General features: G+C 39.5%; 14 protein-coding genes. 2 read left to right on the plus strand and 12 right to left on the minus strand.

The window, feature by feature from the left end:
- Positions 1-166 precede the first annotated feature (166 nt).
- The 5 genes from asnS to WKI42_RS01135 all read right to left on the minus strand — a co-directional run bounded on the left by asnS (position 167) and on the right by WKI42_RS01135 (position 5,063).
- On the minus strand, positions 167-1,510 hold the full coding sequence (gene asnS, locus WKI42_RS01115; RefSeq protein ID WP_000167160.1) for an asparagine--tRNA ligase: 1,344 nt from the start codon (positions 1,508-1,510) through the stop codon (positions 167-169).
- Positions 1,511-1,529: 19 nt separating this feature from the next.
- Positions 1,530-1,895, minus strand: coding sequence for a VOC family protein (locus tag WKI42_RS01120; RefSeq protein WP_368080958.1), 366 nt, complete (start codon positions 1,893-1,895; stop codon positions 1,530-1,532).
- Positions 1,888-3,075, minus strand: a complete 1,188-nt coding sequence (locus WKI42_RS01125; RefSeq protein WP_368080959.1) for a pyridoxal phosphate-dependent aminotransferase — start codon at positions 3,073-3,075, stop codon at positions 1,888-1,890. The genes WKI42_RS01120 and WKI42_RS01125 overlap by 8 nt, the downstream gene beginning before the upstream one ends.
- Positions 3,072-3,560, minus strand: coding sequence for a cell wall elongation regulator TseB-like domain-containing protein (locus WKI42_RS01130; RefSeq protein ID WP_368080960.1), 489 nt, complete (start codon positions 3,558-3,560; stop codon positions 3,072-3,074). The genes WKI42_RS01125 and WKI42_RS01130 overlap by 4 nt, the downstream gene beginning before the upstream one ends.
- A 291-nt stretch (positions 3,561-3,851) precedes the next feature.
- Positions 3,852-5,063 (minus strand): MFS transporter, encoded by a 1,212-nt coding sequence (locus WKI42_RS01135; protein ID WP_173283505.1) that lies wholly within the window; start codon positions 5,061-5,063, stop codon positions 3,852-3,854.
- 428 nt (positions 5,064-5,491) lie between these two features.
- Between WKI42_RS01135 and WKI42_RS01140 the strand changes: the two genes are divergently transcribed.
- The gene (locus tag WKI42_RS01140; RefSeq protein ID WP_368080961.1) at positions 5,492-6,040 is read left to right on the plus strand and encodes an NADPH-dependent FMN reductase; all 549 of its coding nucleotides are present in this window, start codon (positions 5,492-5,494) and stop codon (positions 6,038-6,040) included.
- A 121-nt stretch (positions 6,041-6,161) separates the two neighbouring features.
- Here the strand turns inward: WKI42_RS01140 and yaaA are convergent, their stop codons facing one another.
- From yaaA to WKI42_RS01175, 7 genes are all read right to left on the minus strand, one after another.
- The gene (yaaA, locus tag WKI42_RS01145) at positions 6,162-6,890 is read right to left on the minus strand and encodes a peroxide stress protein YaaA (protein ID WP_050242029.1); all 729 of its coding nucleotides are present in this window, start codon (positions 6,888-6,890) and stop codon (positions 6,162-6,164) included.
- Between the two features lie 78 nt (positions 6,891-6,968).
- Positions 6,969-7,133 (minus strand): YczI family protein, encoded by a 165-nt coding sequence (locus tag WKI42_RS01150; RefSeq protein WP_368080982.1) that lies wholly within the window; start codon positions 7,131-7,133, stop codon positions 6,969-6,971.
- Positions 7,134-7,197: 64 nt separating this feature from the next.
- Positions 7,198-8,793, minus strand: a complete 1,596-nt coding sequence (locus WKI42_RS01155; protein ID WP_368080962.1) for a hypothetical protein — start codon at positions 8,791-8,793, stop codon at positions 7,198-7,200.
- Positions 8,794-8,804: 11 nt separating this feature from the next.
- Positions 8,805-9,215: a peptide deformylase gene (locus WKI42_RS01160; protein ID WP_368080963.1), complete on the minus strand. Its 411-nt coding sequence runs from the start codon at positions 9,213-9,215 to the stop codon at positions 8,805-8,807.
- 117 nt (positions 9,216-9,332) lie between these two features.
- A complete protein-coding gene (locus tag WKI42_RS01165; protein ID WP_368080964.1) occupies positions 9,333-12,029 on the minus strand; it encodes a cation-translocating P-type ATPase in 2,697 nt (898 codons plus the stop codon).
- 279 nt (positions 12,030-12,308) lie between these two features.
- Positions 12,309-13,928 (minus strand): hypothetical protein, encoded by a 1,620-nt coding sequence (locus WKI42_RS01170; RefSeq protein WP_368080965.1) that lies wholly within the window; start codon positions 13,926-13,928, stop codon positions 12,309-12,311.
- Positions 13,922-15,007, minus strand: a complete 1,086-nt coding sequence (locus WKI42_RS01175) for a bifunctional glycosyltransferase family 2/GtrA family protein (protein WP_368080966.1) — start codon at positions 15,005-15,007, stop codon at positions 13,922-13,924. The genes WKI42_RS01170 and WKI42_RS01175 overlap by 7 nt, the downstream gene beginning before the upstream one ends.
- A 191-nt stretch (positions 15,008-15,198) precedes the next feature.
- Here WKI42_RS01175 and mntE point away from each other — a divergent pair, with 191 nt between their 5' ends.
- Entirely contained in the window at positions 15,199-16,383 is a 1,185-nt protein-coding gene (mntE, locus tag WKI42_RS01180) for a CDF family manganese efflux transporter MntE (protein WP_368080967.1), read from the plus strand.
- The last annotated feature ends 31 nt before the right edge of the window (positions 16,384-16,414 follow it).

Consider the following 16,414-nt stretch of genomic DNA (forward strand, 5'->3'; position numbering starts at 1 on the left):
TTTGTTAAAACCTTCAGAAGATTAGCTATGACTCGAACTCTAAGAGTACTAAAGGCTGGGCAAAAAACCGATTTTGTCTTATTTCAATCCACTATACCTAATAATATTTCCTTTCGTTTCCAGAGCTTTCTATAGAAAAAAACGCCACAATGGGCGTTTCCTATTCTTACGGTTTGATACGATGCAACATACGTGGGAATGGGATAGCTTCACGGATGTGTTTTGTTCCTGCTGCAAATGTTACCATACGTTCGATACCGATACCAAATCCACCGTGTGGAACTGTACCGTATTTACGAAGGTCAAGGTAAAATTCATACTCTGTACGATCCATACCAAGTTCATCCATCTTAGCGACAAGGGCATCGTAGTCTTCCTCACGCATAGACCCACCGATAATTTCTCCATAGCCTTCTGGGGCAAGCAAGTCTGCACAAAGCACGCGCTCTGGATTTCCAGGAACTGGTTTCATGTAGAAGGCCTTGATGGCTGCTGGATAGTTCATGACAAATGTTGGCACACCAAAGTGGTTTGAAATCCATGTTTCATGTGGTGAACCAAAGTCATCACCATGTTCCAAATGCTCGTAGTCAGCATCTTCATCATTTTCATGCTCTTGTAAAAGGTCAATGGCTTGATCATAAGTGATACGTTTGAAGGGCTCTGCAATGTAGCGTTTCAAGAGTTCTGTATCACGTTCCAAGGTTTCCAAGGCTTGAGGCGCACGATCAAGAACACCTTGTAGAAGAGCTTTCACATAAGCTTCTTGCAAGTCAAGCGACTCATCATGTGTCAAGTATGAGTACTCTGCGTCCATCATCCAGAACTCAGTCAAGTGACGGCGCGTTTTTGATTTTTCAGCACGGAAAACTGGACCAAAGTCAAAGACACGACCAAGAGCCATCGCACCAGCTTCTAGGTAAAGCTGACCTGACTGGCTCAAGTAGGCTGGCGTTCCGAAGTAGTCCGTTTCAAAGAGTTCAGTTGAGTCTTCCGCCGCATTTCCTGAAAGAATTGGGCTATCAAACTTCATGAAGCCGTTCTTGTCAAAGAACTCATAAGTTGCATAGATGATAGCGTTACGGATTTGCATCACCGCTACTTGCTTACGAGAGCGAAGCCACAAGTGACGGTTGTCCATCAAGAAGTCTGTACCATGTTCTTTTGGTGTGATTGGGTAGTCTTGAGATTCACCGATCACTTCGATGTCTGTAATGTCCAACTCATAGCCAAATTTAGAACGTTCGTCCTCTTTGACAATACCTGTCACATAAACAGACGTTTCTTGGCTCAAGCGTTTGATAACATCAAACTTCTCAAGTCCTACTTCTTCACCAAATTTTTCGACAAAGTTTGGTTTAAATGCCACACCTTGAAAGAAGGCTGTTCCATCGCGCAATTGCAAGAAGGCGATTTTCCCTTTTCCTGATTTGTTGGCAACCCAAGCGCCAATCGTCACTTCCTGACCAACATAGTCTTTTACATCAATAATCGTTACACGTTTTGTCATTGTTTTTCCTTTTTCTTTTTTATTCTTTATGGCAAACCACTTCTATATTGTTCCCATCTGGATCAATCACAAAAGTAGCGTAGTAAATCGGTTGCTCACTGCGATAACCAGGAGCTCCATTGTCTCGCCCACCTGCCTCTAAGCCAGCCTCATAACAAGCTTGAACCTCTTCCTTATTTTCTGCTAAGAAAGCAAAGTGAATAGGATCTTGTGTCCCCTGAGCCAACCAAAAATCACCACCAGGATGAGGGCTATTTGGGGCAAGAAAACTGATTAGAGAACTGGTCTTAAAAGCCAATTCATATCCTAAAGGAGCGAGAAATCTCTTATAAAATCCTTCTGAAATTTGTAAATCTTTTACCTTAATTTCAAAATGATCAATCATTCTCACTACCCATAAATGCTTTCAAGCGTTTAACTGCTTCTTTAAGCGTATCTAGGTCTATCGCATAGCTGAGGCGTACATTTTCTGGCGCTCCAAAACCTGCTCCTGTTACCAAGGCCAGACCAACTTCTTCAAGAATAGCCGTTGTAAATGCTGTTACATCGCTATAGCCTTTCATCTCCATTGCCTTTTTGACATTTGGGAAGAGGTAGAAGGCTCCTTGCGGTTTGACCACTTCAAAACCAGGGACTTCACACAAGAGTGGATAGATGGTATTGAGACGTTCTTCAAATGCTTGACGCATAACTTCCACAGAATCTTGCGGTCCAGTTAAGGCTTCGATAGTTGCATATTGTGAAACAGCAGTTAGGTTAGAAGTTGTTTGACCTGTCAATTTGCTCATAGCAGCAATGATTTCTGGATCACCCACTGCATAGCCTACCCGCCAACCTGTCATGGCATAAGCTTTTGATACACCGTTAATGACGATGGTTTGCTTGCGAATGGCTTCTGATAGACTAGAGATTGGTACGAACTCATTCCCGTTATAGACCAAACGACCATAAATATCATCTGCTAGGATGAGAATGTCATGTTCAACAGCCCAATTTCCGATAGCCAAGAGTTCCTCACGGGTGTAAATCATTCCTGTCGGATTGGATGGCGAATTCAACACCAAAACCTTAGTTTTATCTGTACGAGCTGCTTCTAACTGCTCTACGGTCACCTTAAAGTGATTGTCTTCCTTAGCAGGAACAAAGACGGGAACGCCTTCTGCCATCTTGACCTGATCTCCATAACTAACCCAGTATGGAGTTGGAACAATAACCTCATCTAAAGGATTGATTACAGCCATAAAGAAAGTATATAGGGAGAACTTGGCACCTGTGGCAAAGGTAACCTCATTACTTGCGACAGAATAGCCATAGTAGCGCTCGAAGTAGGTATTCACCGCAGCTTTTAATTCTGGTAGACCTGAAGCTACTGTATAGAAGGAAGCCTGTCCTTCTCGAATAGCTTTAACTGCTGCATCCTGAATATTTTCAGGGGTGTAAAAATCTGGCTGTCCCAAGGTCAAGAAAAGAACATCCTTACCTTGAGCTTTTAAATTTTTTGCTCTCGCATCACTAGCTAGAGTGACACTTTCTTCCATTTCTATAACACGCTTGGATAGTTTCATAGGCCCTCCTTATCGACCAATGCTCCTGTTTCAAAATCTACTAGATAAAAATCAGATCCTGACTTGACTTCCCAGATTGGTTTGTCTTGATAACGACCAAAGGTAATTTTGTCAATCTCGCCAGCTCCTTTTTCCTTAGAAACCGCTTCTGCTTTTTCTTGTGAAACACCTTGATTTAGCTGATAAACGTAAATCTTATGGTCATCTTTTCCAATCAGGACAGCAAGTGCTTCTTGTTTTTTATTACGACCAAGAACGCTATAATAGGATTCCAAGCCATTGTATAAATCAACCTGATCAGCCTGCTCTAATCCTGCATACTGCTGAGCTAATTTTTCTCCTTCACTTTTAGCTGTTTGATAAGGTTTCATACTCAGAAATACTAGATACAGAAAGGAAGCACTGATAACCACAAGCAAAATCGTCATCCCTAGACCATACTGCCACAGTAGATTATTTTTTGCTTTGTTTTGTCTTTTTTTCACTCGTCTATTTTACCATCTATTGGGCTTTATTACAAGTGAATGCAAGAATACTCTTCGAAAACCTCTTCAAACCACGTCAGCTTCGCCTTGCCGTACCCAAGTACTGTCTGCGGCTAGCTTCCTAGTTTGCTCTTTGATTTTCATTGAGTATAAGAAACCAATTCTATTTCTCCCTTCAAAGCAAACCGATTTTTCTTGATTAAAACCGAGCAAGAAAAGTAAAGACAGATCCAAAATCAACCTATTAAAAAACCTGAGCTTGACACTCAAGTTTTCAGAAATTATTTTAATCTAGGAAATAATTTTTTCATCCATTCTTTTAGCCAATTTTCTTTTAGCCAATTTTCCTAAAAAGATAGCCAGTAGAAGACTAATCATGACTAAAAAGAATCCTAGATAAAGAAATGTTACTACAAAGCCTAAATGGTCAATCAACCACCCTGTCAGTGGGAAGAAGACAATCATACTAAGGCTAAACATCATAGAGTAAACACTCAGCATGGTTGCCCTTACTTCACTTGGGAGCCGCTCTTGCAAATCATTGTCAAAAATAGGCTGAAAAAGAGCATATAGAGCATTACTAATCAAATAGACCAAAATATAGATTAGAGGTGTTCCAAAGTAGGACAGCAGGTAGGTAACTCCAGTCAGCAGGACGAGAACAGGGAAAAGCTTCAAAGCAGCATAGTTCTTTCCAATCCTACTCGCTAGATAGACTGCGACGATATTCAAGAGACTACCAAGTAGCATAACTGCTGAAATTTGCCAACCACTTAAATTCGGTAACTGATTTTGATAGTAAAAGTAAAACATGCACATGAGTACTCCGACAATCTGAGATAAAATCATCCAGTTGAACAGCATGGGATTTCGCTTCAACTCATCCTTAACAGTCCAAATAATCTGTTTCATGGTCACACTATCAGCTTTTTCTAGCTTGACACTAGGTTCTTTCAGCATCCAAATCAGGAAAAGAACCATGATAGAAGTCGCAATCATGATATAGTAGGTCAGGTGCAATTGACCATGGACAAAAAATCCCGCCAACACTGTCCCCAAAGACCGAGTTCCTTCTGACACTCCTGATAGAAAACTTGAAATGGATAGATAACGCTCCTTTAGTCCAGCCTCTACAGCCGAGTCATAGACCATTGCTGCGCTTGTTCCCGAATCAAAATTATAAGACAAGGCACTCACCGCCATTGCTAGTGCATAAATCCAAAAATTTCCCTGCCCAGCCAACATGAGAATAGAAGACACAATCCCTGCTATACGACTTAAATAAAGGTTGGTCTTATAGGAATAGCGGTCAGCTAACATTCCAGATGGAATTTCACAGAGAAGACTGGTCGTATGAAAAATACTTTCCAGAAGTCCAATCTGCCAAAGAGACATTCCGTTTTGACTGAGAAAGAGAATCCAAAAACTGGTAATCCCTAAAAATGCAAAAAACTCAACTCCGGCCATCAGGCCAATATTTTTCCGATAATTTCTTATTAACATCTTTTCTCCTTTAACAAGTGTATTATTATTTCTTTTGTCCGTCACTTGTTAATCTGTGCTTTACATGATCTCCACCCCTTTTTAGAAGCATCTTCAATGCCATTATTGTTCCTTTAATGATTTATGAAATGATACCGGAAAATAGCTGTTCTGCGGTTTCTATTGCGAGTTTTCTTGTTTATTTTAGCACTTATGTCATCATATTACAAGAGAATATAGGAACAATCGCACTTTATTTCTTCCTTCAAAGCAAACCAGAATCCAAAAAACAGTTCTTACTTTTCCAGTGGCAACTGACTAGAGCTTCTGTAATTTTATAATTTTCAAATAAACTCTGAGCAGATTTCTTGCAAGTCCTTTTGTTTTGTTGTAATATATTTCATAACAACGAGAGATTTCTCGGAAATTTAAAAAAAAGGAGACACATCATGTCTAAAAAAGTATTATTTATCGTCGGATCACTACGTCAAGGTTCTTTCAACCACCAAATGGCGCTCGAAGCTGAGAAAGCACTTGCTGGTAAAGCGGAAGTTAGCTACCTTGATTATTCAGCTGTTCCTCTCTTCAGCCAAGATTTGGAAGTTCCAACACATCCAGCTGTAGCGACTGCTCGTGAAGCGGTTCTCGCTGCGGATGCCATCTGGATCTTCTCTCCAGTCTACAACTTCTCTATCCCTGGAACAGTGAAGAACTTGCTTGACTGGCTATCTCGTGCCCTTGACTTGTCTGATACACGCGGCGCTTCTGCCCTTCAAGACAAGTTTGTTACCGTATCATCTGTAGCCAATGCAGGTCACGATCAACTCTTCGCTATCTACAAGGACCTCTTGCCATTTATCCGTACACAAATCGTTGGCGATTTCACCGCTGCACGTGTTAATGACTCTGCTTGGGCAGACGGAAAATTGGTTCTCGAAGAATCAGTCCTAAATTCACTTGAAAAACAAGCTCAAGACTTGGTCAATGCGATCAAGTAACTAATATAATAAAAGCGAACAAGACTACTTTTCTGACACTCAGAAGACTAGCTTGTTCGCTTTTTTCTCATTTATAAACTAAAATAGCTGATGATACCTATTGTCAAATAAAAATATCTTTTCATACTTCCTTTACAAAAACCAATTCCTGTGGCTGTGACAGATCTTCTCGGTAGGTAAATCCTGCAAAGCTTAAGCGACGAGCTTCCTCAACCGTCTGTACTTGATTTTCTATCAGGGCTGTCAGGAAAGCACCACGCGCTTTCTTGGAAATAGTTGAGTGAATTTTCAGCTGACCACCTCTATCCTCCATGAATTTGAAGGTCACCATCTTTTCTCTAGTTTCCTTAGAAAATACAGTCTCAAACTCGGACGACAAGAGAGAGAAAATCACTTCTTCCTGCTTCAGAGCTTCATCATAGGCTGCCTTCCAATGGCTCTTCAAAGTCTTACCAGCGACTTTTAACTTCATCAAAAAGTCCAAACGATGAGGGGCCATAGGTGACAAGGCTGGAACGACACCGTACAAAGCTGAGGTAATGAAGACATGATTTTCAAGATAATCTTGTTCCACCTCGGTCAATTTATCTCTCTTAATGTTGCGGTACATAAGCCCATCAAAAAGTTTCAAGGCTGGATAGTGTTGAGCAGTTTGCCTTTTCAAAGCTTGGATATTTTGAAATTCTTCCGCAGCCTTCTCAGCTGAAACTTTGTAAAAACTTTCCAATTGACTGGCAGAATAGAGAGCCAAGGCATCAAGTACGGCCTGACTTTCTGGTTTTAAAGGAGCAGCTTCGATACTTGGCAAGTCTGTGTTCATTTCTTTTGCTGTTGGGATTAAAATTTTCATATTAATAGTGTAGCATATTTTTTAGCCACAACCAAGAAATTCATCTGAAAAACCTCGGTTTGACCGAGGCTTCTCTATTTATTTGGGCCATCCTAACCAGACAGCCACGAGAACAAGGGCTAGGCCAGCTAAACTTGTTAAGATAGATAAGAATGTATCTTTTTTCTCCTTGAACTGAGAAAAACCTATCTTCAAAGCGAGCAGTCCGAGTAGCATTGAAGCAAGCATCAAATAAAAACCCATTTCTTTGTCCTCCATTAGGCTTAATTTACCTTATTATAACATATATTTTTTAAATAAACCTTTTTTACTGTACTTTAAAGGTCTTGAGATAATTGTCTTTTCCTACTTGACCTTCGAAGGTTTTACCATTTTCAAGGTAAGGAAGGTCATCTGATACAGAGGCCTTAACCTTATATATCTTACCATCAACTTTAAAGAAGTAGACGGTGTCTCCCTTGATAACAGCTGATTTGAGGTCTGCTACTACTCCCTTGATGCTTTCTGTCGTTGCATTGTCAATTTCAAGGTCGTTTTTATTGGCATACTTGCTGAGCATCTCTTCCACTGTCGTAGCAACGATAACATTTTGGTACTCGACTGCGTCTACCAGGGCGTACTCTTTGACCAAGCCAGCATTGTCCTTCAAGCCCATGATGTAGAGAGGCTTGTCATTGAGGTTGATGAGGATTGGGAAGGTTGCCTTGTAGGATTTCTCCTGAACAGCACCTTCGGCTGATTCACGGGCTGATTCTTCGGTCGCAGAAGCCAAGCTATACTTCGTGATTTCCCCTGTCCGCATATTTTCAAGGATAAAACCAAGATTACTTTCATCTGCATTAGCCGATGTCACACCTGTGTAGAGATAGATGTCATTGCCAATAGACAAGTAATTATAGCCCTTGGTAGTTTGGGTCACGTTTTTCTTGGAAATCATGGCATTCCAGAAACCGTCCTTGTACTTGCCGTTATAGTTGATTTGCTCAATGGTTTCCTCAGCTGGATAGACCCTGTCCACCCATTCTGGAACATCTGCCAAGCTATATTCCTTGGTTTCTCCATTTGTGGCATCCAAGATAATGACTGAAACTGGACGAGGAACCGCAAGCCCAAATTGCTTTTGATAAACCGTTGCTACATAGAAAGGATTGCCCTCATCGTCCACCTCGAAAGATGGAGTTTTAAAGATTTTGGTTGGGTACTTCAAGCGCAGGTGACGTTTGACATCGCGGTTAAAATACTCCGAGTCCGAATACTTGATTGGTGTCTTCAAGTCCACCAAGTCCGCATTTCCGGTTACCATGTCCACCTTGATATATTCGCCGATTCCCTTGGCTTGATTATTAAACCACTTGATAGGATCTGCGTATTCTAGTGGCGTAACTCGATAAGGTTTCCCATCAATCGTTAGTTGAGTATAGGTGTCTGCCGCTACGTATTGCGACACCTTATCCGTTAGGGAACCCAAGTAGCGGTCCCCAATTTTTTCAGCAGTACTTCTATCTAGGATAGGAACCTTACTGGTGTCACTCTTAGGAAATTCAGTAAAGTCTTTTTCCGTAACCGTGACTACATTGGCATAATTTTTAGCCTGAAAAATGCTGGAAGTCACCAAGGAAACCAAGGCTGCTAAGAGAAGAATTCCTCCAATCGAAGCTAAAAGAACTTTCCCTAACCGATTGATTTTGAAACCCTCAAGATTTAAGGCAGCTTCCGCCTTGCCGTGGCGCACATGAACCGTTTTGACCAGATTGATTCCCTTACCAAAGCCAAATAAGACTGCTACAACTAACAAATGCCCACAGAGGAAGAAGAGAAATTCCCAGCTGGTCAGGTTAAGGGGCGGTAAAAAGATATACCAGGTCGTTGCAATAAAAATAAGTTCAAAGATTATCCGTTTCATTTGCTTTCCTCCTAAATGATTCGTCCTTCCAAATGATCCAGTTCATGCTGGCAAATCTGAGCTGGGAAGCCTGTCAAGGTAATGGTCTGTTCCTGCCACTTGCTGTCACGATAAGCAACCCTTATGGTTTCATAACGCTTAGTAGGTCTCACACCTGTCAAGGACAAACAGCCTTCCTCTGTCTCATAAGGTCCTGAAAAAGACTTGAGAACAGGATTAAACATGACCACAGGAACCAAGCCAAGATTAAAGATAATCACGCGCTTTTGCACCCCAATCATATTGGCAGCTAGACCGACACAAGTCTCACGATTTGCTAAGAGTGTATCCTGTAAGTCTCTGGCAAGATACAGATCATCCTGACTTGCAGGCTGAGACACCTGAGATAAAAACAAAATATCCTTTACAATTTTCTTTTCCACTTCCTCACACTCCTCTTACTTTTTACTATATTATAGCAATTATAGCACAAAAGCCGATAACTGCAAGCCCTTTCCTTCAACTGTAGCAAAAAGCCATCCGAAGATGACTTTTTCTTTTTAAATCGCATTCTTGTCAAAACCGAGTTTGCGTTGAATAAACTTAACAATTTCGACGATAATAATCATTGAGAAGCTTCCGCCCATAACGATTCCCCATTGTGACAAGTCTAGTTTGGTTACATGGAAGATTCCTTCAAGCGGTTCTACGACAATTGTTGCCATGAGAAGGATGAAGGATACCAAGATAGACCAGTTGAAGGTCTTAGACTTGAATGGGCCAACTGTCAAGATGGATTGGTAGACAGACTTGACATTGTAGGCATGGAAGAGCTGAATCAAGCCAAGGGTTGCAAAGGCCATAGTAAGAGCATCCGCATGAATGGCATGATTGTCACCCACATGAACTGGGTAAAGAAGGGCAAGACCATAAACACTCATAACAATAGCTGCTTGGAGTACACCTTGATAGATGATAGAACTCAAAACACCACCTGAGAAGAAGCTTGCCTTGCGTCCACGTGGTTTATGGTTCATGACACCAGGCTCAGCTGGCTCAACACCTAGAGCGATAGCTGGGAAGGTATCCGTTACCAAGTTGATCCACAAAAGATGAACTGGCTGCAAAACATCCCAACCAAACAAGGTTGATAGGAAGATGGTTAATACTTCAGCAGTATTTGCAGAAAGTAGGTACTGAATAGTCTTTTGAATATTTGAGAAGACCTTACGTCCTTCTTCAACTGCAACAATAATAGTCGCAAAGTTATCATCTGCAAGAATCATGTCAGAAGCCCCCTTAGAAACCTCTGTACCAGTGATTCCCATACCGATACCGATGTCTGCTGTTTTCAGGGCTGGCGCATCATTGACACCGTCACCTGTCATGGCAACGACTTTACCTTGTTTTTGCCAAGCCTTGACGATACGAACCTTGTGTTCTGGAGACACACGGGCATAAACAGAGTATTGACCAACTACTTTTTCAAAGTCTTCATCTGACAGTTCATTGAGTTCAGCACCAGTTAAAACGTGGCCTTCTGTATCATTTGCGTCAATGATTCCCAAACGTTTAGCAATAGCTTCTGCTGTGTCTTGATGGTCACCCGTAATCATGATTGGACGGATACCAGCTTCCTTGGCTACACGAACAGCCTCAGCTGCCTCAGGACGTTCAGGGTCAATCATCCCAATCAAACCAGTGAAGATTAAATTATTTTCAAGCTCTTCAGAAGTCAGGTTTTCTGGAATACTCTCAATAATCTTATACGCACCTGCAAGGACACGCAAGGCTTGATGAGCCATTTCAGAGTTGTTTGTATGAATGAGGTTTGTAACCTTCTCATCAATCGGAGCAATATCCCCAGCTTTGTCACGAAGAACACAACGTTTCAAAAGTTGGTCTGGCGCACCTTTGACTGCTACAAGGAAACGACCATCTGGCAATGGGTGAACCGTTGACATGAGCTTACGGTCAGAGTCAAATGGCAACTCAGCCACACGTGGATATTTCTCTAAGAAACCTTTGACATCGTAACCCTTATCCAAGGCATACTGGATGAAGGCTGTTTCGGTTGGGTCACCAATCAGGTTGCCTTCCACATCGATTTTCGTATCATTAGCCAAGACAACTGAACGAAGAAGGGGCATTTCAAGACCTAGTTCAATGTCATCAGCTGAGTCATGTAGAACCGCATCATAGAAGACTTTTTCGACTGTCATCTTGTTCATAGTCAGCGTACCAGTCTTATCAGAAGCGATGATTTCAGTTGAACCAAGTGTTTCAACTGCTGGCAATTTACGAACGATGGAATGGCGTTTGGCCAAAACTTGAGTACCAATGGAAAGAACGATGGTAACGATAGCAGGAAGTCCTTCTGGAATGGCTGCAACGGCAAGGGCAACAGAAGTCAACAACTCACCAAGTGGACTTTTCCCTTGGATGAAGACACCAACTACAAACGTAACAAGGGCAATGACCAAAATAGCATAGGTCAAGACCTTAGAAAGGTTATTCAAGTTTTGTTTGAGTGGTGTATCCGTCTCATCCGCATCTTGGAGCATGCCAGCGATATGACCAACTTCCGTGTACATACCTGTATTGACAACAACACCAAGACCACGACCATAGGTTACGTTAGAGTTTTGGAAGGCCATATTGACACGGTCACCAATACCTGCATCTGCAGCAAGTTCAACTGTCAAGTCTTTATCGACTGGAACAGACTCACCTGTCAGGGCTGCTTCTTCGATTTTAAGAGAGTTGGCTTCTAGCAAACGTAGGTCTGCTGGCACCACGTCACCTGCTTCGAGGGCAACAATATCGCCTGGTACCAATTCTTTAGAATCAATCTCCGCCATATGCCCATCACGAAGAACGCGAGCAGCTGGACTAGACATGGATTTGAGGGCTTCGATAGCTTCTTCTGCTTTTCCTTCTTGGTAAACACCAAAGGCAGCGTTGATGATAACCACAGCTAGGATGATAATAGCATCTGCGATATCTTCCCCGCCAGAAGTCACAACTGACAAGATAGCCGCCGCAACTAGGATGATAATCATCAAATCCTTAAATTGCTCGATAAACTTGACCAGGATTGATCGTTTCTCGCCTTCTTCGAGTTCATTGTGGCCAAATTCAGCAAGGCGCTTTTCCGCCTCACTTGATGATAAACCTTGCTCGGTCGCATCCACAGCCTTCAAGACCTCTTCAGGACTCTGAGTGTAAAACGCTTGGCGTTTTTGTTCTTTTGACATGTGTCTCCTCCTTGACATTGTGTGCAAAACAGGCTCTCTTTTTCTCATCGTATCCTTTCACGACAAACAAAAAGAGACCTGTTAATCATAACAAGTCTCGCTGTTTAAGATAGTGCCGGAAAGCATACTTTTCAGTATAAAATTCGGAATGACGACACTATCACAGGTTTCTGCCAGCTACTCCCTTGAGTAGTACTATTATACCAAATTTTGGAAAGTTTTCAAGGAATTGAATCATCTTAGACAGTCAAACTATCATGACTAATCATTACTATTTCATCAATAATCAATAGTTAATACTTGAACACTTTCTCTATTATTCGAAACTTCTTCATCAAGATAGTCTATACTAACATCTTTTGTATGCAAGTCATAACGCAATAGAAACCATAAATATCCTTTAGATAGTGATTTTCTTTTTATTTGAACTACTGTAGGAATGCCTTTCTTATAGGATACACTTCTTAATCTTTCCTCTATTCTATAACGATCTGCTGTAAATTTACTTGTAATAAATTGATTAAATGCCTCTTTATTGATAAAAGCAACAGCTATCAATACAATAGAAAGCATATAGAGAAAATATTTAGAAAGCTGTACTGAGTATTTTAAAGAATAAATGAGCATAATCCCCAAAACAAATAATACAATTGTCATATTATATCTACTGAAACTATCTAAATTTTTTGCTTCATCATAGGGCATTGATACAATGTACATAGCTAACAAATTAAGATGATAAATAATATAAGTTAAACTAGGAAAAACGACTAACTCTATTCCCAATATTTTCTTTTTAGCTAAAATACAATAGATTAAAACTCCCCCTATTAGCACAAGCAAAATTAAAATAATATTATCAAATGAAAAAATTCGTTGAGCATATTGAAACATTATCTCAATTATTTTGCTTTTTCCTTTATCTAACAAATTCTCCTTATAACTCACTAAACTAAATGAATGTTTTGACTTATTTCCTGCAATAAAAACATAAGAAACATGTGCTTTCCATAAAATGTTTACAAAGACAATCCCAACAACTACATAGAATGTTTGTAACCAAATACGAAACCGTAATTCTTTTCTCATCCTAAAAGAATAGAAAATCATGAGAAATAGTGCAGAAATCACAAAAAATATACCACTTGTTTTTACAGATATCAAAAATAAAAAAATTAAACTAAGCTGATAAGTTATTTTTTGTAAACTCTTTTGATAAAAGATAATTATGTTGATAGTAGCCAATGCTAATGATGTCAACAATGTATCTACAAGTAAATCATAGGGCTGAATATTTACTATAAAGAGTAGTATGATAAACATTATGACTGGGATACTATACTTTTTCGAATTTCTAGAAATCCATACAAAAAATGTAAAGCATGCACTAAGTACTAGCCAAGATTGGGCAACACTCATAAATCCTTCAGAATGAAGACCTGTAATTTTTGACATATAGTAAATAAAGCTAGCACTACCTGTCGCATAACTTTGAAATTGTATTAAGTCAGATTGAAAATTAGGAAATTGATTATATGTTACAATTTCTTTAGCTACTATCCCCCAATGTGAAAAATTATCATAATGAATCCATAAATTATCTTTTAAAAGGATAAATAAGAATATCATAGCAAGAAAAAAACAAAAGGATTGCTGAATATATTTTTTATCAGTTATCAAATAAAGAGAATATTTATTCAGAAATATTCCTATACAAAAAAGAACAATCGAGGTCAGCTTCAATATATTCAAAAGACCTGAAAGAAAGATGATTGTCCCAATACCTGAAAAAACCACAACTGGAATAAAAGAAACTTCTATCTTCGTCTTTAATCTAAAAAAACTGAAATATCCAAAAATTGATAAAAATAATAAGAGCATTCTAAAAACAATTAGCATGGTAACTCCTTCTCTCTAAACACCCACCTTCTTTGAACTTGATAACTGGCGAGAAATAAGATTGTATCGACTACTATTTTAATAGCTGTTTCAGAACCAGAAAACATATTCCAAACAACTGTCACCATTGCTGCAGACAACAACATTTGGAAAGCAGCCAAGCTATAGTATTTCACAATCGTTTTATGAATTCTTTTTTCACCATCAAAGACAAAATTCTTATTTATTGTAAAATTAAAATAAGATGAAATTATTCTTGCCAAAATAGTTGATAATAGAATCAACAGTGCCCCCCTATGAATTCCTACAGATAGGGAAAGCCAAAGGAACAACTGAAACAATCCAATATCAACTAAAAAGGAAGAAAGAGAAGATAACAAATATTTAAAGAATGATGCAAAGATTACTTTATAAATTCTCAATGAATCTTTAATAGGATTGAAATGAGTTTCAGCATTCCCATCAAAGTAAATAGTTTCAATCCTTATTTCTTTGATGGGAATTGAATTATCAAATGTATGGATTAACATTTTAGTTTCATACTCAAATCGTTCACCTGAAATCTCCAACATTTCATGTAAAATTGCCTTTGGAAAGCCTCGAAGTCCAGTCTGAGTATCTGTAATTTTTCTACCATAAAGCAATTTAAATACTAATTTTGTAAGCTTATTCCCAAATTTACTTTTTGGTGGAACATTTTCAGAATCAAAATCACGACAACCTAAAATGAGTGAGTCAGGATAATTAGAAATTGTCTCTACCATAGATAAGACATCTTCAACCCTATGTTGTCCATCCGAATCAGCAGTGACAATCCCGTTATATTCTTCTACATTTGGCATTGTCAGAAAATAGTTAAAAGCATTTTTTAAGGCACGACCCTTTCCTAAATTTTTTGCATGGGTTAATATCTGACATCCTTGTTTATCTCTTAGTTGTTCAAAAATATAACCACATTCTGACCTACTTCCATCATCTACAATTAGAATATCTTCTAACCCAGATTGCCTTAATTTTTCTATGTATTGAATCAAATCAAGTGGAGGATTTAGGGCAGGAATAACAATCAATGTTTTCATATAATCTCCTTTGGTATTTGCTAATATTTTTGTATAAAAAAGCATAAACTTCCAGATATCATTTTACCATGTTTCCTAAAAAAAAAAAGCATTTTCTGCTTTGTATTTTCTTAGTTTTATCCATCCTATTTGAATTTTCCCTTGAAAACCAGTATAATGGTAGAATGCTATATGACTAGAAAGGAAGTTGAATGAAGCAATCTATCTCAAATCTCAAGTTAGCTGAGCGTGGGGCCATTATCAGTATTTCAACCTATTTGATCTTATCTGCAGCCAAATTAGCAACTGGTCACCTCCTTCATTCATCCAGTTTGGTGGCCGATGGTTTCAACAACGTGTCGGACATCATTGGAAATGTTGCCCTCTTGATTGGCATTCGGATGGCGCGCCAGCCTGCAGACCGGGACCACCGTTTTGGTCATTGGAAGATTGAGGATTTGGCTAGCTTAATCACTTCCATCATCATGTTTTATGTCGGTTTCGATGTACTTCAGGATACCATTCAAAAAATTCTCAGTCATGAAGAAACGGTCATTGACCCTCTTGGTGCAACTCTAGGAATCATTTCTGCAGCGATTATGTTTATGGTTTATCTCCACAACACTCGCCTCAGTAAGAAATCTAACTCCAAGGCACTGAAGGCCGCAGCAAAGGACAATCTTTCTGACGCTGTTACCTCACTGGGAACTACCATTGCCATCCTAGCTAGTAGTTTCAATTATCCCATTGTGGATAAACTGGTTGCCATTATCATCACTTTCTTTATCTTGAAGACTGCCTATGATATCTTCATCGAGTCTTCCTTTAGTCTATCAGATGGTTTTGATGACCGCTTGCTTGAGGACTATCAAAAGGCCATTATGGAAATTCCCAAAATTAGCAAGGTTAAGTCCCAAAGAGGTCGTACCTACGGTAGCAACATCTACCTTGATATTACGCTAGAGATGAATCCTGACTTGTCTGTTTATGAGAGTCATGAAATCGCGGATCAAGTAGAGTCTATGCTGGAGGAACGTTTTGGAGTCTTTGATACCGATGTCCATATCGAACCAGCTCCTATCCCTGAGGATGAGATTTTAGACAATGTCTATAAAAAATTGCTTATGCGTGAGCAATTGATTGACCAAGGAAATCAACTGGAAGAACTCTTGACTGATGATTTTGTCTATATTCGTCAGGATGGAGAACAGATGGATAAAGAGGCTTATAAAGCCGAAAAAGACTTGAATTCTTCTATCAAGGATATTCAAATTACTTCCATCAGTCAAAAGACCAAACTCATCAGCTATGAGTTAGATGGTATCATCCACACCAGTATCTGGCGTCGCCACGAAACTTGGCAAAATATCTTTCATCAAGAGACCAAAAAAGAATAGAGAAATCCTGTCATGAGACGGGATTTTTCTA

This window comes from Streptococcus pseudopneumoniae, from assembly GCF_038148935.1.
GTDB classification, from domain to species: domain Bacteria; phylum Bacillota; class Bacilli; order Lactobacillales; family Streptococcaceae; genus Streptococcus; species Streptococcus pseudopneumoniae_U.